At 69.7% G+C, this 26,093-nt stretch carries 17 protein-coding genes; 9 read left to right on the forward strand and 8 right to left on the reverse strand.

All coding sequences use genetic code 11. The features are described 5' to 3' along the window. Positions 1 to 258: 258 nt before the first annotated feature. Together clpB and OG734_RS25535 are read left to right on the forward strand one after the other, a co-directional pair. The gene (clpB, locus tag OG734_RS25530; protein ID WP_330289813.1) at positions 259 to 2,856 is read left to right on the forward strand and encodes an ATP-dependent chaperone ClpB; all 2,598 of its coding nucleotides are present in this window, start codon (positions 259 to 261) and stop codon (positions 2,854 to 2,856) included. 151 nt (positions 2,857 to 3,007) lie between these two features. Then, complete coding sequence (locus tag OG734_RS25535) at positions 3,008 to 3,535, forward strand: YbjN domain-containing protein (RefSeq protein ID WP_330289814.1); 528 nt, start codon at positions 3,008 to 3,010, stop codon at positions 3,533 to 3,535. Positions 3,536 to 3,602: 67 nt separating this feature from the next. Here the strand turns inward: OG734_RS25535 and OG734_RS25540 are convergent, their stop codons facing one another. After that, a complete protein-coding gene (locus tag OG734_RS25540; RefSeq protein ID WP_330289815.1) occupies positions 3,603 to 4,805 on the reverse strand; it encodes a pyridoxal phosphate-dependent aminotransferase in 1,203 nt (400 codons plus the stop codon). A gap of 822 nt (positions 4,806 to 5,627) precedes the next feature. Here OG734_RS25540 and OG734_RS25545 point away from each other — a divergent pair. The 3 genes from OG734_RS25545 (at position 5,628) to OG734_RS25555 (ending at position 8,932) form a co-directional block, all read left to right on the forward strand. Further along, a complete protein-coding gene (locus OG734_RS25545; protein WP_330289816.1) occupies positions 5,628 to 6,197 on the forward strand; it encodes a DUF2617 family protein in 570 nt (189 codons plus the stop codon). Positions 6,198 to 6,256: 59 nt separating this feature from the next. After that, the gene (locus tag OG734_RS25550; RefSeq protein ID WP_330289817.1) at positions 6,257 to 7,918 is read left to right on the forward strand and encodes a polyamine aminopropyltransferase; all 1,662 of its coding nucleotides are present in this window, start codon (positions 6,257 to 6,259) and stop codon (positions 7,916 to 7,918) included. 171 nt (positions 7,919 to 8,089) lie between these two features. Further along, entirely contained in the window at positions 8,090 to 8,932 is an 843-nt protein-coding gene (locus OG734_RS25555) for a carbon monoxide dehydrogenase subunit G (RefSeq protein WP_330289818.1), read from the forward strand. Positions 8,933 to 9,041: 109 nt separating this feature from the next. Here the strand turns inward: OG734_RS25555 and OG734_RS25560 are convergent, their stop codons facing one another. The 3 genes from OG734_RS25560 to OG734_RS25570 form a co-directional block, all read right to left on the reverse strand. Further along, complete coding sequence (locus OG734_RS25560; RefSeq protein ID WP_330289819.1) at positions 9,042 to 10,316, reverse strand: glycosyltransferase; 1,275 nt, start codon at positions 10,314 to 10,316, stop codon at positions 9,042 to 9,044. Beyond that, a complete protein-coding gene (locus tag OG734_RS25565; RefSeq protein ID WP_330289820.1) occupies positions 10,313 to 10,951 on the reverse strand; it encodes a tetratricopeptide repeat protein in 639 nt (212 codons plus the stop codon). The genes OG734_RS25560 and OG734_RS25565 overlap by 4 nt, the downstream gene beginning before the upstream one ends. Positions 10,952 to 11,096: 145 nt before the next feature. Further along, positions 11,097 to 15,155 carry a beta strand repeat-containing protein gene (locus OG734_RS25570; protein ID WP_330289821.1) on the reverse strand — a complete coding sequence of 1,353 codons (4,059 nt, stop codon included), beginning with the start codon at positions 15,153 to 15,155 and terminating at the stop codon, positions 11,097 to 11,099. Positions 15,156 to 16,082: 927 nt separating this feature from the next. Here OG734_RS25570 and OG734_RS25575 point away from each other — a divergent pair. The 4 genes from OG734_RS25575 to OG734_RS25590 all read left to right on the forward strand — a co-directional run bounded on the left by OG734_RS25575 (position 16,083) and on the right by OG734_RS25590 (position 20,430). Then, positions 16,083 to 16,883, forward strand: a complete 801-nt coding sequence (locus OG734_RS25575) for an aldose epimerase family protein (protein WP_330289822.1) — start codon at positions 16,083 to 16,085, stop codon at positions 16,881 to 16,883. Positions 16,884 to 16,908: 25 nt separating this feature from the next. After that, complete coding sequence (gene pyrE / locus OG734_RS25580; protein ID WP_330289823.1) at positions 16,909 to 17,469, forward strand: orotate phosphoribosyltransferase; 561 nt, start codon at positions 16,909 to 16,911, stop codon at positions 17,467 to 17,469. A gap of 185 nt (positions 17,470 to 17,654) precedes the next feature. Next, complete coding sequence (gene fbaA / locus OG734_RS25585; RefSeq protein WP_330289824.1) at positions 17,655 to 18,686, forward strand: class II fructose-bisphosphate aldolase; 1,032 nt, start codon at positions 17,655 to 17,657, stop codon at positions 18,684 to 18,686. 232 nt (positions 18,687 to 18,918) lie between these two features. After that, positions 18,919 to 20,430, forward strand: coding sequence for an MFS transporter (locus tag OG734_RS25590; RefSeq protein WP_330289825.1), 1,512 nt, complete (start codon positions 18,919 to 18,921; stop codon positions 20,428 to 20,430). 94 nt (positions 20,431 to 20,524) lie between these two features. Here OG734_RS25590 and OG734_RS25595 read toward each other — a convergent pair whose 3' ends face one another. The 4 genes from OG734_RS25595 to OG734_RS25610 form a co-directional block, all read right to left on the reverse strand. After that, entirely contained in the window at positions 20,525 to 20,944 is a 420-nt protein-coding gene (locus tag OG734_RS25595; protein WP_330289826.1) for a DUF3151 domain-containing protein, read from the reverse strand. A 70-nt stretch (positions 20,945 to 21,014) separates the two neighbouring features. Next, a complete protein-coding gene (locus tag OG734_RS25600; RefSeq protein ID WP_330289827.1) occupies positions 21,015 to 23,246 on the reverse strand; it encodes a bifunctional serine/threonine-protein kinase/ABC transporter substrate-binding protein in 2,232 nt (743 codons plus the stop codon). After that, on the reverse strand, positions 23,246 to 25,477 hold the full coding sequence (locus OG734_RS25605; RefSeq protein ID WP_330289828.1) for a bifunctional serine/threonine-protein kinase/ABC transporter substrate-binding protein: 2,232 nt from the start codon (positions 25,475 to 25,477) through the stop codon (positions 23,246 to 23,248). The genes OG734_RS25600 and OG734_RS25605 overlap by 1 nt, the downstream gene beginning before the upstream one ends. Next, a complete protein-coding gene (locus OG734_RS25610) occupies positions 25,477 to 26,088 on the reverse strand; it encodes a hypothetical protein (protein ID WP_330289829.1) in 612 nt (203 codons plus the stop codon). Before OG734_RS25610 ends, OG734_RS25605 begins: the two co-directional genes overlap by 1 nt. Positions 26,089 to 26,093 lie beyond the last annotated feature (5 nt).

The raw sequence follows: 26,093 nt of genomic DNA on the forward strand, positions 1-26,093 counted from the left end.
CCGTGACCTGAACACGGTGACGCCGCTGCTATTTCTGGTGAAATATCGGGGTTTGGGTGCCACTCGGCACGGGTAATGCACCCATCTCCTTGGCTGAAAGTAGCCGTTCCCCGTTGCTGTTTCCGCCGTCCATCCGTCATCCAGGATGGGCGGTTTTCCGTCTGTCCGGCCGTACCCCCACTCGCACCTTGAGTGGAATAGACTCAACTTTGTGTACGTTGGCTGTGTCAGTCACGAAGTGGAAGGGAGACAGCGACCGTGGACGCCGAGCTGACCAACAGGAGCCGGGACGCGATCAACGCGGCCACCAGCAGGGCCGTGTCCGGGGGGCACCCGGACCTGACACCCGCGCACCTGCTGCTGGCGCTGCTCGCCGGTGAGGACAACGAGAACATCACCGACCTGCTGGCCGCGGCCGACGCCGACCAGGCGGCCGTACGCGCGGGCGCCGAGCGCGTCCTCGCGAGCCTGCCCAGCGTGACCGGCTCGACCGTCGCACCCCCACAGCCCAACCGGGAACTTCTTTCGGTCATCGCCGATGCGGCCGAACGGGCGAAGGAGCTTGGCGACGAGTACCTCTCCACCGAGCACCTCCTCATCGGCATCGCCGCGAAGGGCGGCCCCGCCGGGGACGTACTCTCCCAGCAGGGCGCCGGCGCGAAGAAGCTGCTGGACGCGTTCCAGAAGAGCAGGGGAGGGCGTCGCGTGACCACAGCCGACCCCGAGGGCCAGTACAAGGCGCTCGAGAAGTTCGGTACGGACTTCACGGCCGCCGCCCGGGAGGGCAAGCTCGACCCGGTCATCGGCCGTGACCAGGAGATCCGCCGGGTCGTCCAGGTGCTGTCCCGCCGGACGAAGAACAACCCGGTCCTCATCGGCGAACCCGGCGTCGGCAAGACAGCCGTGGTCGAGGGCCTCGCCCAGCGCATCGTCAAGGGCGACGTACCGGAGTCCCTGAAGAACAAGCGGCTGGTGTCGTTGGATCTCGGTGCGATGGTTGCCGGGGCGAAGTACCGGGGCGAGTTCGAGGAGCGCCTGAAGACGGTCCTGGCGGAGATCAAGGACTCCGACGGCCAGATCGTCACCTTCATCGACGAACTTCACACGGTCGTCGGCGCGGGCGCCGGCGGCGACTCCGCGATGGACGCCGGCAACATGCTGAAGCCGATGCTGGCCCGCGGCGAGCTGCGGATGGTCGGCGCGACCACGCTGGACGAATACCGGGAGCGGATCGAGAAGGACCCCGCCCTGGAGCGCCGCTTCCAGCAGGTCCTGGTGGCGGAGCCGAGCGTCGAGGACACGATCGCGATCCTGCGCGGCCTCAAGGGCAGGTACGAGGCCCACCACAAGGTCGTCATCGCCGACAGCGCGCTGGTCGCGGCGGCGACCCTCTCCGACCGCTACATCACCTCCCGCTTCCTCCCCGACAAGGCGATCGACCTGGTCGACGAGGCGGCGTCACGCCTTCGCATGGAGATCGACTCCTCCCCCCTCGAAATCGACGAACTCCAGCGCGCCGTGGACCGGTTGAAGATGGAGGAACTCGCGCTGGACAAGGAGACCGACCCGGCCTCGCGCGAGCGCCTGGAACGGCTGCGCCGTGATCTCGCCGACAAGGAGGAGGAGTTGCGCGGTCTGACGGCCCGTTGGGAGAAGGAGAAGCAGTCCCTCAACCGGGTCGGTGAGCTGAAGGAGAAGCTCGACGAACTCCGCGGCCAGGCCGAACGCGCCCAGCGCGACGGCGACTTCGACTCCGCGTCCAAGCTCCTCTACGGCGAGATCCCCACCCTGGAAAAGGACCTGGAGGAAGCCTCGGAGGCCGAGGAGGAGGCCTCCAAGGACACCATGGTCAAGGAGGAGGTCGGCCCCGACGACATCGCGGACGTGGTCGGCGCCTGGACCGGCATCCCCGCCGGCCGTCTCCTGGAGGGCGAGACCCAGAAACTCCTGCGCATGGAGGAGGAGTTGGGCCGCCGCCTGATCGGCCAGTCGGAGGCGGTCCAGGCGGTCTCGGACGCCGTACGGCGGACACGCGCGGGCATCGCGGACCCGGACCGCCCGACCGGCTCCTTCCTCTTCCTCGGTCCGACAGGCGTCGGCAAGACGGAACTGGCGAAGGCACTGGCCGACTTCCTCTTCGACGACGAGCGGGCGATGGTCCGCATCGACATGTCGGAGTACGGCGAGAAGCACACCGTCGCCCGCCTCGTCGGCGCCCCGCCCGGGTACGTCGGCTACGAGGAGGGCGGCCAGCTGACGGAGGCGGTGCGGCGCCGCCCCTACAGCGTGGTGCTCCTGGACGAGGTCGAGAAGGCCCACCCGGAGGTCTTCGACGTCCTCCTCCAGGTCCTCGACGACGGCCGCCTCACGGACGGCCAGGGCCGGACCATCGACTTCCGCAACGCGATCCTCGTCCTGACGTCGAACCTGGGCAGTCAGTTCCTGGTCGAGCCGCTGACGTCGGCGGAGGAGAAGAAGCAGCAGGTGCTTGAGGTGGTCCGGAGCTCCTTCAAGCCGGAGTTCCTGAACCGCCTGGACGACATGGTCGTCTTCTCCGCCCTGAACAAGGAGGAGCTGGAGCGCATCGCGGGCCTCCAGATCGACCGCCTCGCCAAGCGTCTGGCCGAACGCCGTCTCACCCTGGACGTCACCCCGGCCGCCCTGGCCTGGCTCGCCGAGGAGGGAAACGACCCGGCCTACGGCGCCCGCCCGCTCCGCCGCCTCATCCAGACGGCGATCGGCGACCGCCTCGCCAAGGAGATCCTGGCGGGCGAGGTCAAGGATGGCGACACGGTACGGGTGGACGCCTTCGGGGACGGGCTGATCGTGGGGCCGACCACGGGCAAGACGCTGTAGCCACTGGCTGCGGCACGCTGTTTTCGGACGCTCACGGTCGGCGCACGAGGGCGGCTGTTGCCGGTCGGGGGCGAAGCAAGAGAGGGTGGGGAGTGTACGTCTGGTCTCAGCGATGGCCGGACGAGCCAGACGACTGCAGGAGTGTTCACGTATGACCATCGACCCGTCCTCGATCCCTAACTTCGGGGGCCAGCCCGAGCCGCAGCAGGGACCGACAGGCCCCGTCGTCCCGGATCAGGACCTTGTGAAGCAGCTCCTCGAACAGATGGAGCTGAAGTACGTCCTTGACGACGAGGGTGACCTCGCGGCGCCGTGGGAGCAGTTCCGTACGTACTTCATGTTCCGTGGTGAGGGTGACCAGCAGGTCTTCTCGGTTCGGACCTTCTACGACCGGCCGCACCAGATCGAGGTGAAGCCCGCGCTTCTGGAGTCGATCGACGACTGGAACCGGCGGACCCTGTGGCCCAAGGTCTACAGCCACACGCACGACGACGGCACCGTGCGCCTGATCGGCGAGGCGCAGATGCTGATCGGGACCGGCGTCAGCCTGGAGCACTTCGTGTCGTCGACGGTGAGCTGGGTGCGGGCCGCGATCGAGTTCGACAAGTGGCTCGTCGAGCAGCTCGGCCTCGAAGAGGAGATCGACGAGGCGGAGAAGCCCGAGGACGACGAGGCGTAGTCCCCGTAGTTCTGCCTGTACGCGGAGGAGCCCGGCCACGGAGGCCGGGCTCTCGCCGTTTCCGGGATCACCCCAGCCGCTTCAGGCGCCCTACGGCCTCCTCCAGCACCGACGTCCGCTTGCAGAAGGCGAAGCGGACGAAGGGTGCGCCCTCTTCCCGGTGGTCGTAGAAGACCGCGTTCGGGATGGCGACCACGCCGGCCCGTTCCGGCAGGGCGCGGCAGAAGGCGAAGCCGTCGCCGCCTTCGGACAGCACAGCGCCGAGGGGGCGGATGTCGGTGGTGATGAAGTAGGTGCCCGAGGGGCTGAAGACCTCGAAGCCCGCCGCCTTCAGGCCCGCCGACAGCAGGTCCCTCTTGGCCCGCATGTCCTCACGGAACGCCTCGAAATACGTGTCCGGGAGGGCCAGTGCCTCCGCGACGGCGTACTGGAAGGGCCCGGACGCCACATACGTCAGGAACTGCTTCGCCGAGCGCACCGCCGTGACCAGCTCCGGCGTCGATGTGACCCAGCCCACTTTCCATCCGGTGAACGAAAACGTCTTCCCGGCGCTCCCGATAGAGACCGTCCGTTCGCGCATCCCCGGGAAGGTGGCCAGCGGCAGATGTCCGGCGTCGTCGAAGACCAGGTGCTCGTACACCTCGTCGGTCACCACCAGCAGGTCGCGTTCCACGGCGAGCTGCGCGATCGCGGTCAGCTCCTCGCGGGTCAGGACCGTGCCCGTCGGGTTGTGCGGGGTGTTGATCAGGAGCAGGCGGGTTCGGGGTGTCACCGCCGCCCGCAGCTCGTCCAGGTCGAGGCGGAACGCGCCCTCGTGGGGGCGCAGCGTGACCGGTACGCGTGTGCCGCCCGCCATCGCGATGCACGCCGCGTAGGAGTCGTAGTAGGGCTCCAGGGCGACCACCTCGTCACCGGGCTCCACCAGGGCCAGCAGGGCCGCCGCGATGGCCTCCGTCGCGCCCGCCGTCACCAGCACCTCGCGGTCGGGGTCGTACGACAGCCCGTACCGGCGCTCCTGGTGCGCCGTGATCGCCGTACGCAGCTCGGGGACGCCCGGACCAGGCGGGTACTGGTTGCCGCGGCCGTCGCGCAGCGCCCGTACGGCCGCCTCGCGGATCTCCTCGGGGCCGTCGGTGTCCGGGAAACCCTGGCCGAGGTTGATCGAGCCGGTGGCGACGGCGAGCGCCGACATCTCGGCGAAGATCGTCGTCCCGAACTCGGCGAGCCGGCGGTTGAGGAGGGGGCGTTCGCTGCTGGTCATGGTCGTCATCCTGCGCCGAAGCTCTGGACTTCCTCAACTCTGCTTTGGCAGGTGAGACACGCGGGCATCCCCTCGTCACGCAAGACGGCGAGGCGCCCACGGGGGGCCGCCTCGGGGGAACGAAAGGAGGGTGACGTCATGGCCTTCGCCATCATCGCCCTTGTCATCCTGGCAGGCATGTTCATCGCCGTGACCGCGACGGCCCGGGCCGCACGGAGGCCCTCGCTGAGGAGCCGGGGAAGCAGCAGCAGGAACAGGACCAGGGACAGCTGGTGGGCCGGCGGCGCGGCGGGCTCCAGCAGCACCGGCGACTCGGGGAGCAGCGCGTCGTGCGGTTCGAGTTCTTCCTGCGGAGGGGGCTCGTCGTGCGGCGGCGGGTCCTCCTGCGGGGGAGGCGGGGGCGGATGCGGCGGAGGCAGCTGACACGGGGCAGCTGAGCTCCAATAGGGGGAACCGCATCCGGACAACGGGGGGAGCGCCCGCCGGGACGACGCGTACATCCACGTCGTCCCGGCGGGCGCTCGTACGACCCGCTTGTGGGCGTTCTTCGCACGCTCGGGCGTACGCCGGGGTTGAACAGTTGAGCTGTGAAGCCCTCTGAGGGATGGAAACCCCACGAAGTTGGGTAAAAACACTGTGACGGCGCCACTGTTCATGATTCCCTCTAAATCACTAACACAGCCCCTCGGACGTCCCCTGTCCCCGGACGTTCCTCGACTGGGCTGATCTCCCGGCGTCGACCCGTGTCGACCGGAGCGCGCCGGACCCACACCTTGCTCAGCCACACCTTGCTCATTCACACCTCCCTTTGCGTGCTTGCGGAGCCGATCCATGCTCACGACCCTCAACACCGCCTACACCGACACGCGCGCGGCCGACCTCGCCTGGGCCCTGGGCCGGGAGCCGCTGCCCGCCCTCGCCACCCTCGACCTCGAACTCGCGGACGCAAAACTCCAGTTGAGACTCCTCGGCGCCTCCCACCAGGTGCTCCTGGAGGAGCGACAGAGCAGTTGTTCGGAGACGGTCGCGTGTATCCCGGGTTCCAGCACCCCCCTCCCGCTCGGCGTGGCCAAACGGGTCGGGAACTGGGAGTACGAGTTCGCGGCGAGAGTCGAGGTCCTGTCGCCGGAGTCGTTCGCGGGACGCGCCCAGGAACTGCTGGCCCTGGTAGCCGACCATCCGAACGGCCTGGCGGGTGTCTTCCCCGGCAGTCCGCACGCCTTCACCGCGATGCTGGCCCAGCGGCACGAGGGGCAGGTGCACTGGCGGACCTGGCACGCCTATCCGCAGGACGGGCAGCTGGTCGCGACCAGGACGCGGGTGGGGGTACGGGTGGCGGCGGCTTCTCCGAGGGGCCGGGGCGGAGCCCGGGCGGCGGCCACACCGAGATTCTCAGCGTAAACAGAGACCACACGTGTGGGTGACGAAGCGTACAGAGAGTGTGACGTAGCGTTCCCAGCGTGATCGAACCGCACGTGCCGGCGCCGCCGGGCAGCCCCCCGTCCTGGGGCAGTCCCTCGTCCTGGGACAGCCCCGCGCGGCTGCCCGTCCGGCCCGGCACCGGCCGGTTCCTGGTCCTCGCCGGGGTCTTCGTCTGTGCGGCCTGTGGACTGGTGTACGAACTGGAACTCGTCGCGCTCGCCTCGTACCTGATCGGCGACTCGGTCACCCAGGCGTCCGTCGTCCTCTCCGTGATGGTGTTCGCGATGGGCATCGGCTCGCTCGCCGCGAAGCGCCTGCGCTGCCGCGCCGCAGCAGGCTTCGGCGCGGTCGAGGCGGCACTCGCGCTCGTCGGCGGGTGCAGCGCGATGGCCCTGTACGCGGTGTTCGCGTGGACCGGCGACTGGGGCGGCCTGTGGGCGAACGGCCCCCGGGTGCTGCTGGTGACCTTCTCGCTCGCCATCGGGCTGCTCATCGGCGCCGAGGTGCCGCTGCTCATGGAGCTGATCCAGCGCATCCGCCGACAGGACGCGGGCGGCGCCGTCGCCGACCTGTTCGCCGCCGACTACGTCGGCGCACTGGTCGGAGGGCTGGCCTTCCCCTTTCTCCTGCTCCCCTGGCTGGGCCAGCTCACCGGCGCCCTGCTCACCGGCTCGGTCAACGCGCTGGTCGGCGGCGCCCTCGTCCTCGGCCTGTTCCGGCGGGACCTCACCCGGCGCGGACGCTGGCTGCTGGTGGTGGCGAACGTGACCGTGATCGCGATCCTGGCCGCCGCGGCCGTACTCGTCGACGACTTCGAACGCGCCGCCCGCCACGCGGTGTACGGCGACGACGTACGCGTGGCGCTGCGGACCGGCGTACAGGAGATCGTTCTCACCGGCGGCACGGACGGCCGGCCGCTGAACCTGTTCCTGGACGGCCGGCTGCGGGTCGGCGGGCGCGACGAGCGGCGCTACCACGAGGCGCTCGTCCACCCCGCGATGAACGGCCCGCACGCGCGCGTGCTCGTCCTCGGCGGCGGCGACGGGCTCGCCACGCGGGAGGTGTTGCGGTATCTGGGCGTACGGCGGGTGGACGTCGTCGAACTCGACGCGGGCGTGGTGCGGCTGGCGCGCCTGGACCCGGCCCTCGCCGCCCTGAACGCGCACGCGTTCGACGACCCACGCGTCCATGTGACGACGGCGGACGCCTTCGGGCTGCTGCGCGGCGCGCGGGCCGCGTACGACGTGGTCGTCTCGGATCTGCCGGATCCCGGCATCACGGCGAGTACGAAGCTCTACTCGCAGGAGTTCTACGGGCTGGCCCGGCAGGTGCTGACCGACGGCGGCCGGCTGGTCGTGCACGGCGGGCCGGTCTCCTCCCGGCCACGCGCGTTCTGGACCGTCGAGACGACCATCCGGGCCGCAGGACTCCACACGGCGCCCTACCGCGTGTCCGGCCGTGCCGCCGGCTTCGCGGCCGGACCGGACCGTACGGCGTCGGGGGCGGCGCGGACCCCGCGGGACTGGGGGTTCGTGCTGGCGACGGCCGGGCCGCCCGCCCCCCGGCTGCGGTTGGACGGGGCGACCGGGCCTCGGCTGCGGACACTCACCCAGGCGGCGCTGGCGGCGGACGCGCGGGCCGCCGCGCGGATGCGTGTGGCGGGGTTGCGGGCTTCGACGTTGGTGCATCCGCGGTACTGAGAGGGGGGAGGGCTCCTGTGGGGGTGTGGGGGTGTGGTGGTTTATAGGTGCCTATGGGCACCTATGGGGGTGTGTGTGGTGGGGCCGCGCGGGTGTGGATCCTTGGGGATCCCGTCTGAATCCCCGGATGCGTGGGTGTGGCCCGGGTCACGCTGGGTACTCTCGGGTTTCATGGACCATGAGGTGTTCGTTCCGGTTCCGGTAGAGCGGCTGAGGGAAGTACTCGCCGACCCCGCGCGCATCGCCCGTGCGGTCCCCGGGCTCCAGCAGGACGCGGGCACCGAACCTGCCGCCTCCGGGGTCGCCGGGCGGCTGAAGGTGCGTATCTCGGGGCACACGATCACGTATCGCGGGTCCTTGCGGGTCGCTGTCGTGGGCGGCCAGGACGACGGGGAGTACGCGTACGTCGTGGAGGGCGACGCCGTCGAGGCGCGTGGGGGCGGCGCGGTGAAGCTGGCGCTGACGTTGCGCGTGCGGGGAGTTGAGAGCGCGGACGCGGACGCGGGGGAAGGTGAGGGCGGGTCCGCGTTGGTGTTCGGGGGCACGGTGACGGCGGACGGGCGAGTGAGCGAGCTTCCCGCGGATGCTGTGGCTGCGGCGGGGGTGCGGTTGCTGCGGCGGTTCGGGGAGAACCTGGGGGAGGTCGCGGGGGAGCGCGAGGAGCCTCCGGCGGTTGCGGAGATTCAGGTTCCCGACGCCGACGTTCCCGACGTTCCCGATGTTCCTGACGTTCCCGGCGGGCTCGACGACGATCAGATCAACGAGGGCGCTGAGGTGCCCGAGCGGTTCGTGGCCGCCGATGAGCCGCCCGCCGAGGCCGCGCATGCGCGACGGACGATGATCGGGCGCAGCGCGGAGGAAGTGGACCATGCGCCGCCCCGGGGCCGGTACGCCCCTGTGCCGCCGCCGGAGCAGGTGGTGGCGAACATGACGCTGAGGTGGGCTGCGCCGGCTGCGGCGTTGGTGGTGGCGTCGGCGATCGTGGTGGGGCGGGTGCTGAGGAAGCGGCGCTGATGCGGTGAGGGCTTCTCGCCCCCGGCGCCCCTACCCGTCCCGTCCTCTCCCCCCTGCTCCTGGGCTCGGGCGTCCTCCCAGTCACATACTCGTCAGCCCCTCAGAGGCATCACACCAGCAGCGGACCACCGCATCGTTCGGCGCCTTCCTTCACGGCGATCAAATTGGCCTGCACATAGGAGATGTGGTTCCTGGAGTGCCAGTCGGTCGGGTAGTAGGTGACCAACCGCGAACGGTGGAACCGAGCCTGGATCTCGGGTACGAAAGCGCGGTACTGGTTGTCGGTGTAGTACCAGAACGAGTTCTCGTTGTAGTAGGCGACGTGCGTCGGGTCCTGGTACGCGCCCCGACCGTCGGAGCTGGGAGTCTGGGTGAGGAGCATGCCGCCCGGTGCCAGCAGGCGGTACAGCTCGTTGATCAGCGGAATCTTCGCGGGTACGTGCTCCAGGAAGTCCACTGCCCGGAGCAGGCCGACCGAGTCGTCAGGCAGGTCCAGTGGCTCGGGCAGCCTCGCGACGATGTCGACGCCGTCTCTTGGGTACTGGTCCACGCCCAGATAGCCAGGCGGCTTGCGGTGAGCGGCGCCGAGGTCCAGCGCGAGCAGACCGCGTCGCTTGGTCCAGGCGAGAGCGTTGGCCTCAATGTATTTGTCGTACAGCGCTACCGTCTCGCGCTGGATGTGCGCGTTGATCTCAGTGTCGCGCTGGGTGTTGTGGGGGTGCATCCGCTGCAGATACAGGCATCTGGGGATCCGGTGGAAATCACCCGCCTGGAAGAGACGGCACATCAGATCCTGGTCGTCCAACACGGCGCGCGTCGCGTCATATCCGCCGACCTGCTCGTAGGCGTCCTTGCGGAACGCCCGCACGTGGTTGGGGGCATACCAGATGTACGACACGTTGTGCGGTGTCGGTGCCATGGAGACAGCCTGCAGGAGCCGGCGGCCGTCGACATCGACCTCCTCGTACTGCCAGCCGTGCGCCTCGTTGAACCGCGTGTCGTCCCGGCTTCCGTCCTCGGTGATCTGAGCGGTGTTGCTGTAGACGAAGACGACGTCGGGACGCTCGTCGAAGACGTTCGCCAGTTCTGCCAGGCAGTCCTTCGCCAGTAGGTCGTCGTGGTCGAGCTCGACGAGGATCTCTCCGCGTGCCAGTTCGCAGGCGCGGCGCTTGGCCGCCCCCACCCCTTGAATGTGGTCCGCGACCTCTACCCGGACACGGTCGTCGGGGTGTTCGGGCCGCCATCGCGTGCCGTTGTTGAGGAGCACGATCCACTCCCAGTCGGAGCGGGTCTGCGCCTGCAGCGTGGTGAGGCATTCGTCGAGGAAACGCGATCGGTGGCTGGGAGTGAAGACAGAGAATTTCGGGGTTGGGGAAGACGTCATCTGCTGGTACCTGCCTGAGTGCCTGTCGATGCTGCGGTCGTGGAATCGCGGAACTGTTCCGGGACGAACTGTTGGAGCGACGGGTCGGCGCGGACGGCAAAGCCGAAGGCGTCCTCGGCCTCGCCGTCACGGCCCTCCTTCGCCAGCGCCTTTCCAAGGTGCAGATAGGCCGTGGCTGACTGTGGGTCGGTGCCCACGATGTGTTCCAGAAGAGCGATCGCCTCGTCGGTGTCGCTCGACTCGAGCAGGACTGCCTTGTTGTACAGGGCCGATTTGAAATCCGGATCGATCTTCAGTGCGTTGTCGTAGGCCGCGCGCGCGTCAGCCGTCCTGTGGTTCTCCTGGGCGATGACGCCGAGGTTGTACCAGGCGAGTTTGTTGGCGGGATCCAGGTCCAGGGCCTGACGGAAGCTACTCGTCGCCCCAGAGAAGTCCTTTTTCTCGCCCTGTCTGATGCCTGCTTGGAGCAGTTTCTCCGCCTTCAGGACGAGCTTGGCCGCCGGTCCTGTGGGCTTTGTTCCAGTCGCAGGCGTGGTCTTGTAGTCCGCTGTGGGAAATTGCACCCACCCGGTCATCGCCTGGGAGACCACGACTGTGGCGACGAGTGCGGTCCACAGTCCCATCCGTTTTTTCACGGGTTCTACCTCATCGATCCGGCAACGCGACTGAGTGGGCCGAGACGGACAAGCGCGGGTATATGTGCCGTCCCCCGAGGGACGGCACTCGGTGTACCCACCCGTGAACGCCGGGCCGGCCCAGCGAGGACCGAGGCACGGGGACTCACGGCGCGCATACCGCGTAGACGGTGACTGAGCGACCGATGGCGGAGACGGCCTGCCAACCGGTCGCCGGAGAGCCCCCGATGGGACGACTGACGAGCATCTCGTTGGCGACGGACCCCGCAGCCTGGTAGCCGCCACCGATGGCGAACCTGCCGGCGGGGCACAAGACCGTGACGCTGCCTGTGCCGCTGGTAGCCGTGACGACGGTGCTCTGTGACCCGGGGCTCGCGCCTTGGAAGCCCTGGAATCCTTGTGTGCCGGTGTCGCCTTGGGTGCCTTGGTTTCCTTGGAAGCCTTGTGTGCCGGTGGTGCCCTGGAATCCCTGGGTGCCTTGGAAGCCTTGGAAGCCTTGGGTGCCGGTGGTGCCTTGGAAGCCCTGGTTTCCTTGGAAGCCTTGGGTGCCTTGTGTGCCGGTGTCGCCTTGGGTGCCTTGGTTTCCTTGGAAGCCTTGTGTGCCGGTGGTGCCCTGGAAGCCCTGGGTGCCTTGGAAGCCTTGGAAGCCTTGGGTGCCGGTGGTGCCTTGGAAGCCCTGGTTTCCTTGGAAGCCTTGGGTGCCTTGTGTGCCGGTGTCGCCTTGGGTGCCTTGGTTTCCTTGGAAGCCTTGTGTGCCGGTGGTGCCCTGGAAGCCCTGGGTGCCTTGGAAGCCTTGGAAGCCTTGGGTGCCGGTGGTGCCTTGGAAGCCCTGGTTTCCTTGGAAGCCTTGGGTGCCTTGTGTGCCGGTGTCGCCTTGGGTGCCTTGGTTTCCTTGGAAGCCTTGTGTGCCGGTGGTGCCCTGGAAGCCCTGGGTGCCTTGGTTTCCTTGGAAGCCTTGGGTGCCGGTGGTGCCTTGGAAGCCCTGGTTTCCTTGGAAGCCTTGGGTGCCTTGTGTGCCGGTGTCGCCTTGGGTGCCTTGGTTTCCTTGGAAGCCTTGTGTGCCGGCGGTCCCTTGGAAGCCCTGGGTGCCTTGGAAGCCTTGGAAGCCTTGGGTGCCGGTGGTGCCTTGGAAGCCCTGGTTTCCTTGGAAGCCTTGGGTGCCTTGCGGGCCGGTGTCGCCTTGGGTGCCTTGGTTTCCTTGGAAGCCCTGTGTGCCGGCGGTGCCCTGGAAGCCCTGGGTGCCTTGGAAGCCTTGGAAGCCCTGCGTGCCGGCGGTCCCTTGGAAGCCCTGGGTGCCTTGGAAGCCTTGGAAGCCTTGGGTGCCGGTGGTGCCTTGGAAGCCCTGGTTTCCTTGGAAGCCTTGGGTGCCTTGTGTGCCGGTGTCGCCCTGGAAGCCTTGTGTGCCGGTGTCGCCCTGGAAGCCTTGGGTGCCCTGGGGGCCGGTGTCGCCCTGGTTCCCTTGTGTGCCGGTGTCGCCCTGGAAGCCTTGGGTGCCTTGCGGGCCGGTGTCGCCTTGGGTGCCGGTGGTCCCCTGGAAGCCCTGCGTGCCTTGGGTGCCGGTGTCGCCCTGGAATCCCTGGGTGCCTTGGAAGCCTTGGAAGCCCTGGGTGCCGGTGGTCCCCTGGAAGCCTTGGGTGCCTGTGTCGCCTTGGGTGCCCTGGGTGCCCTGGGGGCCGGTGTCGCCCTGGTTTCCCTGCGTGCCGGTGTCGCCTTGGAAGCCTTGGGTGCCTGTATCGCCCTGCGTGCCCTGGGGGCCGGTGTCGCCTTGGTTCCCTTGTGTGCCGGTGTCGCCCTGGAAGCCTTGGGTGCCGGTGGTGCCTTGGAAGCCCTGGTTTCCTTGGAAGCCTTGGGTGCCTTGTGTGCCGGTGTCGCCTTGGGTGCCTTGGTTTCCTTGGAAGCCTTGTGTGCCGGTGGTGCCCTGGAATCCCTGGAATCCCTGGGTGCCCTGGAAGCCTTGGAAGCCTTGTGTGCCGGTGGTGCCTTGGAAGCCCTGGTTTCCTTGGAAGCCTTGGGTGCCCTGCGTGCCGGTGTCGCCTTGGGTGCCCTGGTTTCCCTGGAAGCCTTGTGTGCCGGTGGTGCCCTGGAATCCCTGGGTGCCCTGGAAGCCTTGGAAGCCCTGGGTGCCGGTGGTCCCCTGGAAGCCCTGGTTTCCCTGGAAGCCTTGGGTGCCCTGAGCGCCGGTGTCGCCCTGGTTTCCCTGGTTTCCCTGGAAGCCTTGTGTGCCGGTGGTGCCCTGGAATCCCTGGGTGCCTTGGAAGCCTTGGAAGCCCTGGGTGCCGGTGGTCCCCTGGAAGCCTTGGGTGCCTGTGTCGCCTTGGGTGCCCTGGGGGCCGGTGTCGCCCTGGTTTCCCTGCGTGCCGGTGTCGCCTTGGAAGCCTTGGGTGCCTGTATCGCCCTGCGTGCCCTGGGGGCCGGTGTCGCCTTGGTTCCCTTGTGTGCCGGTGTCGCCCTGGAAGCCTTGTGTGCCGGTGGTGCCTTGGAAGCCCTGGTTTCCTTGGAAGCCTTGGGTGCCTTGTGTGCCGGTGTCGCCTTGGGTGCCTTGGTTTCCTTGGAAGCCTTGTGTGCCGGTGGTGCCCTGGAATCCCTGGAATCCCTGGGTGCCCTGGAAGCCTTGGAAGCCTTGTGTGCCGGTGGTGCCTTGGAAGCCCTGGTTTCCTTGGAAGCCTTGGGTGCCCTGTGTGCCGGTGTCGCCTTGGTTTCCCTGGTTTCCCTGGAAGCCTTGTGTGCCGGTGGTGCCCTGGAATCCCTGGGTGCCTTGGAAGCCTTGGAAGCCTTGGGTGCCGGTGGTGCCTTGGAAGCCCTGGTTTCCTTGGAAGCCTTGGGTGCCCTGCGTGCCGGTGTCGCCTTGGGTGCCCTGGTTTCCTTGGAAGCCCTGCGTGCCGGCGGTGCCCTGGAAGCCCTGGGTGCCCTGGAAGCCTTGGGTGCCGGTGGTGCCCTGGAAGCCCTGGGTGCCCTGGAAGCCTTGGAAGCCCTGCGTGCCGGTGGTGCCTTGGAAGCCCTGGTTTCCTTGGAAGCCTTGGGTGCCCTGAGCGCCGGTGTCGCCTTGGGTGCCCTGGTTTCCTTGGAAGCCCTGCGTGCCGGTGTCGCCCTGGAATCCCTGGGTGCCTTGGAAGCCTTGGGTGCCGGTGGTGCCCTGGAAGCCCTGGTTTCCTTGGAAGCCTTGGGTGCCCTGAGCGCCGGTGTCACCCTGGAAGCCTTGGGTGCCCTGAGCGCCGGTGTCGCCCTGGTTTCCTTGTGTGCCGGTGTCGCCCTGGTTCCCTTGTGTGCCGGTGTCGCCCTGGAAGCCTTGGGTGCCTTGCGGGCCGGTGGTCCCCTGGAAGCCTTGGGTGCCTGTGTCGCCTTGGGTGCCCTGGGGGCCGGTGTCGCCCTGGTTTCCCTGCGTGCCGGTGTCGCCTTGGAAGCCTTGGGTGCCTGTATCGCCCTGCGTGCCCTGGGGGCCGGTGTCGCCTTGGTTCCCTTGTGTGCCGGTGTCGCCCTGGAAGCCTTGGGTGCCCTGGGGGCCGGTGTCGCCCTGGTTTCCCTGTGTGCCGGTGTCGCCCTGGAAGCCTTGGGTGCCCTGGGGGCCGGTGTCGCCCTGGTTTCCCTGTGTGCCGGTGTCGCCCTGGAAGCCTTGGGTGCCCTGGGGGCCGGTGTCGCCCTGGTTTCCCTGCGTGCCGGTGTCGCCCTGGAAGCCTTGGGTGCCCTGGGGGCCGGTGTCGCCCTGGTTTCCCTGCGTGCCGGTGTCGCCCTGGAAGCCCTGGGTGCCCTGCGTGCCGGTGGTCCCCTGGAAGCCCTGCGTGCCGGTCGTGCCCTGGAAGCCTTGGTTTCCTTGGAAGCCTTGGGTGCCCTGCGCGCCGGTGTCGCCCTGGTTCCCCTGCGTGCCGACGTCGCCCTGGGTGCCCTGCGTGCCGGTGTCGCCTTGGGTGCCTTGGTTTCCTTGGAAGCCTTGGGTGCCTGTATCGCCCTGCGTGCCCTGAGGGCCGGTGTCGCCTTGGTTCCCTTGTGTGCCGGTGTCGCCCTGGAAGCCTTGGGTGCCCTGCGTGCCGGTGTCGCCCTGGGTGCCTTGGGTGCCGGTGTCGCCCTGGGTGCCCTGAGCGCCCGTATCGCCCTGGGCGCCCTGGTTGCCTTGAGTGCCCTGCGGACCTTGGTGGTCATAGTCATGGTCATGGTGCTTGCCGTTTCCGCAGGGAGCGTTTCCTATTTCGTCCCAGTCATCATTGGGCATCAGCCACGGGCGGAGATCGGGGTCGACGCTTAGTGCGCCATTCGGGCCTGGCAGCGTGAAAGGGCAATCGACACCGGGGTTCTCGCTCGCAGCGGCCAGAGCGGTCGTCGGCGAGGCGAAATTGGCGACCAGGCCAAATGCTCCCGCGGCCGAAAACATGGCGGCGGCCTGGACCCATGATTTGCGAAGCGACTGACGCCTCATCGCTCAACCCTCCTATGGAGCCGGAAGCCGGAAGCCAGTGCGCGGTCATGCACCGAATTCATTGGTGCGCAGTGCTGTTACACAGAGGCGTACCGCGCGCTGACACCGGAGAGTCACACGACGGCGTGGGGGCGTACTCGTACTGCAGTTATGCCGAATACGGTCTGCGCCGTCCCGGAATATCGCCGTACTTCATTCCGTTGGCGTACGGGGTTGTCCGGGCGGAGTGACTGCCGGTCGGAATGCGAGCCGCGGCAGAGGCCGGCGGCGGTGTCACCGCGGAGGTGGCCACTACCTGGCCGGTGAGTCGCTGTGCGCCAGGCACACCTGTTGCCGCGTCCCTGTCGGAGAGCAGCGGTGCCTCGGCCGGCCACTCGATGCCCATGCTTGGATCGAGCGGATGGACCGCGTGTTCACCGACGGGCCGTCAGCGGGCGGCGGGAGAAGGCGTGGCGGTGGGTGGCCCGGCTGCACCCTGAAGGGTGGTCACCACCGAGGGCGCGAGGTCCGGTAGCTGCCGGCGCGCCACATCGCTTTGGCCGTGGGGGGCGTGGGAAGGGCTTTGCCCTCGGTCGCCGGGCGGGCTGGGATGCCCGGGCCCGGTCCTGGGCTGGACAGCTGCGGTGAACGGGTGGCGGGTTGGGAAACGCGGCCTGGGGTGCAGCGACCTCGACTGTGAACGCCGGGCGAGGGGGGACGCGCGGGGGCCGGTAGGGTCGACGCGTGAGTAACGATGACATCACGCTGGCCGCGGGTGACGCGGAGGTGACCGTGCAGCCGGGTAACGGCGGCCGGGTCGGAGGGCTGCGCGTCGGCGGGGTCGAACTGCTGAGGCAGGGCGAGCGGTTCGGGTGCTTCCCGATGGTCCCCTGGTGCGGGCGCACCCGCGACGGCCGCTTCCTCGACGGCGGCACCGTACGCCAACTCCCCCTCAACTCCCCGCCGCACGCCATCCACGGCACCGTCCGCGACGGCGCCTGGCGCGTCGCCCACACCACCGCCGACGAGGCGGTGATCACGTACGACCTCGTGGAGCCGTGGCCCTACGCCGGGCGCGTCACACAGGTCGTCGCGCTGACCCCGGGCGCCCTCACGCTCACCATGTCCGTGGAGACGTACGGCGATTCGTTCCCGGCGCAGATCGGCTGGCACCCCTGGTTCAACCGGAACCTCGGCGGCGCGGACGCACCGGCGGAGGTGCAGGTCGCCTTCACGCCCGCCTGGCAGGAGGAGCGCGGCGACGACCACCTCCCCACCGGGAACCGTATCGACCCGAAGCCCGGCCCCTGGGACGACTGCTTCGGCATGCCCGGCGGCGTGGATGTCACCCTCACCTGGCCGCAGCGCCTGGAGCTGAAGGTGACCAGCCCCGAGGAATGGGTCGTCGTGTACGACGAGCAGGACGCCGCCGTGTGCGTGGAGCCGCAGACCGGTCCGCCCAACGGACTCAACACCCTCCCGCGGCTCGTCACGCCCATCGAGCCGCTCGAAGCGACGACGACCTGGAGCTGGCGGAGCCTCTAGCGACGCGACGTCTACGCTGGCTGCCATGAGTGACGTAGACGTACGCGGCGCGCTGCTGCAGCAGATCAAGGACAAGGCCGTCGTGCACGGCAAGGTGACCCTGTCGTCGGGGATCGAGGCCGACTACTACATCGATCTCCGCCTCGTCACCCTCGACGGCCAGGCCGCCCCGCTCGTCGGGCAGGTGCTGCTGGATCTCGCGGCGGAGGCGGGGCTCGAGTTCGACGCCGTGGGCGGGCTGACCATGGGCGCCGACCCGGTCGGGACGGCGATGATGCATGCCGCCGCAGCTCGCGGGCAGCGCCTCGACTCGTTCGTCGTGCGCAAGGCGGCCAAGGCGCACGGTATGCAGAAGCGCGTCGAGGGGCCGGGCATCGCCGGGCGGCGCGTGCTGGTCGTCGAGGACACGTCCACGACCGGCGACTCGCCGCTCACCGCCGTGGCGGCCGTACGCGAGGCCGGCGCCGAGGTGGTGGGCGTGGCGACCATCGTCGACCGGGCGACGGGCGCCGCCGAGAAGATCGAGCAGGGCGCCGGGGTGCCGTACCTCTTCGCGTACTCGAAGAGCGACCTGGGCCTGGACTGAGTACCGGGCGTCCCACCTGACGAACACCGGACTCGGTACCGGGCGAAACGTCTGGAAAGATGGGGCCGACGATGACGTCGCTTCCCAGGTCTCGCGACCGGGTCTAGGTCAGGGCCGCAGGTACGCAGTACGCCAGATCTGCAGATCTACAGATCGCCAACCCGCACATCACGAGGAGCGGACACATGCCCATCGCAACCCCTGAGGTCTACAGCGAGATGCTTGACCGGGCAAAGGCAGGCAAGTTCGCCTACCCGGCCATCAACGTGACCTCGACCCAGACCCTGCACGCTGCCCTGCGCGGCTTCGCGGAGGCGGAGAGCGACGGCATCATCCAGATCTCGACGGGTGGTGCGGAGTTCCTCGGTGGCCAGTACAGCAAGGACATGGTCACCGGCTCCGTCGCCCTGGCCGAGTTCGCGCACATCGTCGCCGAGAAGTACCCGGTCACGGTCGCCCTGCACACGGACCACTGCCCGAAGGACAAGCTCGACGGGTACGTACGTCCGCTGATCGCCGTCTCCGAGGAGCGCGTGAAGGCCGGCCGCAACCCGCTGTTCCAGTCCCACATGTGGGACGGTTCCGCGGAGACCCTCGCCGACAACCTCGCCATCGCGCAGGAGCTGCTGGCCCGCGCCGTCGCCGCGAAGATCATCCTTGAGGTCGAGATCACGCCGACGGGTGGGGAAGAGGACGGTGTCTCGCACGAGATCAACGACTCCCTCTACACGACCGTCGACGACGCGGTGCGTACGGTCGAGGCCCTCGGTCTCGGCGAGAAGGGCCGCTACCTGCTGGCCGCGTCCTTCGGCAACGTCCACGGCGTGTACAAGCCGGGCAACGTCGTCCTGCGCCCCGACCTCCTCAAGGAGCTGAACGAGGGCATCGCCGCCAAGTACGGCAAGCCGGCCGGCTCCCAGCCGTTCGACTTCGTCTTCCACGGCGGCTCCGGTTCCTCCGAGGAGGAGATCGCCACCGCGCTGGAGAACGGCGTCGTGAAGATGAACCTCGACACGGACACCCAGTACGCGTTCACGCGTCCCGTCGCGGACCACATGTTCCGCAACTACGACGGCGTCCTGAAGGTCGACGGCGAGGTCGGCTCCAAGTCGACCTACGACCCGCGCACGTGGGGCAAGCTGGCCGAGGCGAGCATGGCCGCGCGTGTCGTCGAGGCCACGCAGAACCTGCGGTCGGCGGGTACGAAGATCAAGTAGTCCACTGGTTCGGCCACTGGTCCACTGGGCCGGCCTACTGGTTCGGTGGTTCGGTGGTTCGGTGGCCGAGTGGCCGAGTGGCCTGGCCGAGTGGCTGACTGGCCCACTGGTCGAGTGGCCCACCGGCTCAGTGGCTGACTGGCCAACTGGTTCGTCCACCGGCCCACCGGACCGCGGACCTTTGCGAGCTCGGCGTCTGTCTACGGCGCCGGGCTCGCTGTATACCTGGGGCATGTCGGACGTGCGCGTCGCCTCGCCCCAGGGCAAGTGGATCCTGCTGACCACCGTCCTGGGCTCCAGCATGGCCCTGCTGGACTCGACGGTCGTGAACGTCGCGCTGCCGCGCATCGGCCGTGACCTCGACGCGGATCTGGGCGCCCTCCAGTGGACGGTCAACGCGTACATGCTGACGCTGGCCGGTCTGATCCTGCTGGGCGGTTCGCTCGGGGACCGGTACGGCCGCCGCAAGGTCTTCGTGATCGGGGTGGTGTGGTTCGCCGTCGCCTCGCTGCTCTGCGGCATCGCCCCGAACGCCGGCGTCCTCGTCGCGGCCCGCGCCCTGCAGGGCATCGGTGGCGCGCTCCTCACCCCCGGCTCCCTGGCCATCATCCAGGCCTCCTTCCACCCCGACGACCGGGGGCGGGCGGTCGGGCTGTGGTCCGGCTTCGGCGGTATCGGCGCGGCGGTCGGGCCGTTTCTGGGCGGCTGGCTGGTGGACGGTCCGGGCTGGCGGTGGGTGTTCCTGATCAACGTCCCGGTGGCTGTGTTCTGCGTCCCCATCGCCGTACGCCATGTCCCCGAGTCCGGCGACGGCCGTACGCAGCACGGGCGCTTCGACGTCCTCGGCGCGGCCCTGGGTGCTTTCGCGCTCGCGATGGTGACGTACGCGCTGATCGAGGCGAGGTCCGCCTCCGTGGCCGTTGTGGTGGCGGCAGTGGTGGGGATCGCGGCGGGGGTGGCCTTCGTGTCCGTCGAGCGGCGGCGCGCCGGGGACGCGATGATGCCGCTGGACATCTTCGCCTCGCGTCAGTTCACGGCCGTCAACCTGGTCACCCTGTGCGTGTACGCGGCCCTCGGGGGCTTCTTCTTCCTCTCCGCGCTCCAGCTCCAGGTGGTGGCCGGTTACTCGGCCCTGGGCGCCGGTACGGCTCTGCTGCCGACCACCGCCCTGATGCTGCTGCTGTCGGCGCGCTCGGGCGAGCTGGCGGAGCGGATCGGCCCGCGCGTTCCGCTGACGGTCGGGCCGCTGCTGTGCGCGGCGGGGATGCTGCTGATGCTGCGGGTGGGTGCCGGGGCGTCGTACGTGGGGGATGTGCTGCCCGCCGTGCTGGTGCTCGGGCTGGGCTTGGTGTCGCTGGTCGCGCCGCTCACGGCGAGCGTGCTCGCGTCGGTGGGGACGGAGCGGGCGGGGCTGGCGAGCGGGGTCAACAACGCGGCGGCGCGGGCGGCGGGGCTGGTGGCGGTGGCGGCGTTGCCGCTGGTGACGGGGATGGGGGCGGAGGCGTACCGGTCGGCGGCAGCGTTCGATGCGGCGTTCGGGCGGGCGATGGTGGTGTGTGCGGGGGTTTTGGTGGTGGGGTCGGTGCTGGCGTTCCTGACGGTGCGGAGGCCGGGGGTGGGGTGTGCGACGCCGGAGTGCCGGACGCACGGGTGCGTCACGGCTCCGCCGCTGGAGGGGGTGGGCACGGTGGAGGAGGGTGACCGTCCGCTGGGGGCTGTGCCCCCAGACCCCCCTTCGCGCTGAACGCGCTCGTCCTCAAACACCGGACGGGCTGAAGATGCCGCCGTGGATCCGGCTTCCTCGCCCGCCGGGGGCACAGACGTCTGAGCTGCGGTGACTACCGCTTCAGCTCGGTGTACGCCTCGGCACTGCTGTCTTTGAGGAACTGCCAGCAGCGCGCTGCCTCTTCGGTTTCGCTGATGGCGTCGGCCGCGCGGGCGAGGGCGGCCAGGCAGCGCAGGAAGCCGCGGTTGGCCTGGTGGCTGAAGGGGATGGGCCCATGTCCCTTCCATCCCGAGCGGCGCAGCGCGTCGAGCCCCCGGTGGTATCCGGTGCGGGCGTACGCGTAGGACTCCACGGTCCGCCCGGCCTCGAAGGCGTCCTCGGCGAGCATGGCCCAGGCGAGCGAGAAGGTGGGGTGGGCGGCCGCGACCTCGGCGGGTGAGGCGGATTTCTCTTCCAGCATCCGGTACGCCTCAGTGTTCTCCGGCAGGTGGGTGGGGGGCGGTCCGCCGAGCAGGTTCTCGTGAAGGTTCATGCCCGCAGTCTGTCAGTTGCCTCTTGCCTCTGTCGGTTCTGTCGCTTCGTACACCCCATGAGGTCCCCGCTCAGGAAACTGCCGCCTCCTGATACTGCCCCAGGTACCGGAACGCGCCGCCGACGGCCTGGAACTCGAACATCGCGTCGTGGTTGTAGCCGTACGCTTTCTCGTATCTGATGGTCCGGCTGATGCCGGAGTACGTGATCTCGGGCATCCGGCGGGCGATGGCACCCCGCTCCGTCACCGCCGAGCCGTCCTTGGTGCAGGCCTCTGCCAGGAACATCACGGCGTCGTAGGCCTCCGCCGCGTACCAGCCGGGGCCGGTGCCGAAGCGGGCGCGGTAGGCCGTGGTGAAGGCGCGGGCGGATGGGCGGGCCGTCGGGTCGGTGAAGGAGGTGGCGAAGACCCAGTCGTCAGCGGCGGCTTTGGCGGATTCGAGGAACTGCGGGTCGAAGGCTCGCTCCGTCGCCACCCGGGTTCCCTTGAACCGGGCGGTGCTCAGTGCCGATGCGAGTCCGGCGGCCCGTGCCGCGTCGCCGGTGAACATGACCGCGTCGGCGCGGGCGGACACCACCTGGGCGGCGAGCGACGCGTAGTCGATTTTTCCGGCGGCGACAGTGGTCACCGTGGAGTCCCGGTTGAGCTGCCGCAGTGCCCGCCCGATCTGGTCGCACAGGCTCCAGGCGAAGTCGCCCTGCGCCCGGTCGTCCACGAGGAACACCTGACGGGAGTCGACGTGGTTGCTGAGGTAGCGGACGCAGGGGGCGGCGAGGAGCCCGTCGGTGACGCGCAGCGCCGCGTGCGAGTGGAAGACGTTCGTGCCGATGGCCGAGTTCTGGGTGTCGGCGCCCACCGAGACGGACACGACGGGCATCACCGCCTTGGTGTAGGTGACCTCGGTCGCGAGGAAGCAGGCGTCGGTGGTGGGTCCCAGCACGGCGCGTACAGCGGTGTCCTTCACCAGCTGGCCGGCCAGCTCGCCGGCCCGTTTCGTGTCGCCGCCGTCGTCGTACGTCGGCAGCTTCAGCCGGAAGGGGTGGCCGCCCTTGGCGTTGATCTGCTCTACGGCCAGCCGGGCTCCGTTGAGCTGGGCGTTCCCGCGCACCTTCTGGGCACCGGTCAGGTCGCCGTGGAACGCCACGACCAGCTCGGGGCGCGGACGACCGGTCCCGGACGGTGTGGCTGCTCCCTTCTTCGGGCGGGTGTTCCACCACCAGGCGCCGCCACCGCCCGCCGCCAGGACGCCCGCCGTCGAGCCGAGGCGCAGGAAGCCGCGGCGGTCGACGGCGCGGGGGGTGGGCCGGGTGGCGGTGACGGCCGTCAGGGTCGCGGCCTCCGGTGACACCGTGCTCGCCGACGCTGACGGGGCTGACGACGCGGACACCTGGGTCGGCTCGATCGCGCCGATGGTGAGCACGGCGGCGGACCGGTCGTTGATCAGCCGGGTGACCGGCGCGGACAGCCAGCCCGACCGCTGGGCGGAGTCGGGCGCCGTTCCTTCCACGAGCGCCTCACGGAGTGCGGCGAGGGAGGGCCGAGCGGGTGGATCCTTGTGCAGGCACGCCCTCACCAGGGGCGTCAGGTCGTCCGGGATCGCCGTCGGATCCGGTTCGTCGTAGACGGTGCGCAGCAGCATGCCGGCGGCCCCTCCGCCGCCGAACGGCCGTACGCCGGTCGCGGCGAACGCCAGCACACACCCCAGCGAGAACACGTCGCTGGGCGGGCCGATCTCGCCGCCCCGCGCCTGCGCCTGCTCGGGCGACAGGAAGCCGGGCGAGCCGACGATCACGCCGCTGGAGGTGAGTGCGGTGGCCTCCGGCGCGCGGGCGATGCCGAAGTCGATGAGCCGTGGCCCGTCCGGTGCCAGCAGGACGTTGCCCGGCTTCACGTCGCGGTGCACGAGACCGGCCCCGTGCACCGACTCCAGTGCCTCGCCGAGCCGCAGGCCCAGCACCCGCACGGAAGCCGACGACAGCGGTCCGAAGGCGTCCACCGCCTCGGCGAGCGAGGGTCCCGGCACGTACGAGGTCGCCAGCCACGGAGTCTCCGCGTCGGCGTCCGCGTCCAGCAACGGGACCACCCACCGGCTGTCCACCTGCCGGGCGGCCTCGATCTCACGGCGGAACCGGGCCCGGAAGCCCGCCTCCTCGGCGTACGAGGACCGCACCACCTTCACCGCGGCGATCGCTCCGCCCGGCGCACGGGCCAGGAAGACGACCCCCATGCCGCCGGCGCCCAGTCGCCGCAGCAGACGGTAGCGGCCCAGCCGGGACGGGTCGCCGGTGCGCAGCGGCTCCATCAGACGGTGAGCGGCGCGGGGCCGCCGTACACGAAGTCGCCCTGCTCGACCCGCCAGAGGAAGCCGCCGGTGCCGTCGATGACCATCATGCCGGTGGCCTGGAAGGCGAACGCCTTCGTGATGCCCTCGTACTTCCCCGCCCGCACGGCCGCGAGCAGCTTCTTCCGGGTACGGTCCTTTGCCGGCAGCCCGGCCAGGGTCTTCAGCAGCATCCCGGTCACGTCGTACGCCTCCGCCGCGTACCGGGGCGGTGCCTCCTTCCAGCGCTCGCGGTAGGCCGCGGCGAACTTCTGTGCCTCGGGCTTCAGGGTCGCGTCGATGACCGGAGCCACCATCGCCCAGCCCTCGGCCGCTTCCTGAGCCTCCGTCAGGAAACGCCCGTCGAGCAGCGCGGGACCGGACACGCGTGCACCCTTGAAGGCGCGCTTCCCCAACGTCTCGGCGATCAACGCCCCCCGGTCGGGCAGACCGGCGAAGAACACGGAGTCGGCGCCGGCGGAGAGCATCGAGTCCACCGTGCTGCCGAAGTCGCGGCGCATCGCGCTGACCACTTCCGGAACCGACGGTTGCTGCACTCTGTTGAGCTCGTTGCTGAGGGAACCGACCAGGTCCGAACCGTAGTTGCCGGCCGGGCGGTCGAGGACGATGCCGACCTTGCGTGAACGGGCCGTCCCACGCAGATAGTTGCTGACGTAGATGGGAAGCACCGAGTCGGGCAGCCGTCCGAGCAGGAACGAACGGAACCCCTGGATGAGGAGGCTCATCCCGCCGGGAGACACGGCGACGACCGGCAGCAGCCCGGCGTCGTACTTCGCGAGCGCCGCCTGCGCCGTGGCGTCGGTGGTCGGGCCGACCACGGCGAGGACCGCCGGATCGTCGGTGAGTTCCGTGGCGAGCCGTGCCGAGGTCACCGGATCGCCCGCGTCGTCGACGACCCTGACCTTCACGGTGAACGGGGCGTCGTCGCGCGCGTTGAACTCCGCGACGGCCAGCCGCAGTCCGCGCTCCTGGGCCTTGCCCGTCTCCCGCTGCGGGCCGGTGAGGTCACCGTGCAGCGCGACGGTGTGCACCGGGCGCCGAGGAGACGCGGCGGCGGCAGGGCTGTCGTCTCCCGAGTCGTCGTCCCGGGCGACCGCCCACCAGGTCGCGCCCGCGCCCGCCGCCAGCACCACGGCGCCACCGGCGAGCAGGAGGAGACGGCGCCGGCTGGCCGGGCCGGTGTCCTGTGGCTCCGGCGACTCGGACGTCTCGCGTGTGTCGGGCTCCGCGGGCCCGGAATCCGGCGGCGCGTCGGACGGCGCCAGCGTGTGCTCGATGTCCGGCAGCGCGAGCGCGGCGGCCGATCGCTCCGCGATCAGCCGGGTGACCGGCTCGGGCAGCCACTCGGACGTCTCCGCGTCCTGCGCGTCCTGCGCGTCGCTGTCGGCGGCCAGCTCCCGCACCAGTTCCTGGGCATCCGGCCGCCGGGCCGGATCCTTCTCCAGACAGCGGCCCAGCACCTCCAGCAGCCCCGCCGGTACCCCTTCGAGGTCCGCCGGATCGTGCACGGCCCGGTACAACAGGGCGTCGACCGCTCCGCTGCCGAACGGCGCCCGGCCGGTCGCCGCGAACGCCAGGACACACCCGAGGGAGAACACGTCGCTCGCCGGCCCGATACCGCCGTCCGCACCGCGCCCCTCGGCCTGCTCGGGCGACAGATAGCCGGGCGTGCCGACCACCACCCCGGTCGCCGTGAGTGTCGTGTCCTCCGGCGCCCGGGCTATGCCGAAGTCGATGAGCCGTGGCCCGTCGTGGGCGATCAGCACGTTGCCCGGCTTCAGATCCCGGTGGACCAGCCCGGCCCGGTGCACCGCGCTCAGCGCCTCGGCCAGCCGGGCGCCGAGCAGCCGCACCCCGTGCTCCGCCAGGGGCCCGTACGCGGACACCGCCTCGCCCAGGGACGGGCCGGGTACGTACGTGGTCGCCAGCCACGGTGCCTCCGCGTCCGCGTCGGCGTCCACCAGCGGCACCGACCAGGGGCTGTCGATCTGTCGGGCGACCTCGACCTCGCGACGGAACCGATCCTTGAAGCCCGGCTCCTCGGCGTACTCGGCGAGCAGCACCTTCAGCGCCACCAGGGCGCCACCCGGCGTGCGCGCCAGGTACACCACGCCCATGCCTCCGGCGCCGAGCCGCCCGAGCAGGCGATGGTCCGCGATACGCGCGGGATCGGACGAACGCAGCGGCTCCATCAGTTCTGCCCTCCGAGCTCGAACTTCACGCGGTCGAGCATCGTGTTGAGGGCTTGAGACGAGTACCGGGACAGCTCGTCGACCGAGTAACCCTTGGCGCCCTTCAGCGACACGGTCACGATCACCGTGCCGAGCCGGGCAACCTCCCAGCGGTATGTCTGCTCGCTGTTCCCGGTGAGGTATTTGCCTATCTCGACGACCTGGTCGTCCGCGTAGGTGTTGGTGCCCTGGCCGTAGGGGATACCGACCGACATGAGCTCGGATATCCGTTCATCGGTACGGACCTGCTGCTCCCGGCAGCGCAACGGCTCCTCCAGCGTGGTGGACAACTGGTCGTCGGCGTCGAGCACTGTGGCGTGCACGGTGACCGCCGCGGTCACCCTGACCTCGCCCTTGGCTCCGCTGCTGGGAATCTCGCTGTAGAGGGACCGCGAGGCCAGGACACCCTTGGGGAGAGCCCGGCGTTCCCACCGGCACTGTTCGTCGAGCACGGCGACGGTGCCGGGGGTGCTCGCCGCCGGCTGCTGAGCTCGGAAGTCCGCGCCCCACGCCGCCGGTTGCAGCGCGACAGTCGTCGCCAGCTTCTCGGCCTGCTGCTTCGTCCGGGGCACCTGGG

Origin of the sequence: Streptomyces sp. NBC_00576 (genome assembly GCF_036345175.1) — a bacterium.
Lineage (GTDB): Bacteria > Actinomycetota > Actinomycetes > Streptomycetales > Streptomycetaceae > Streptomyces.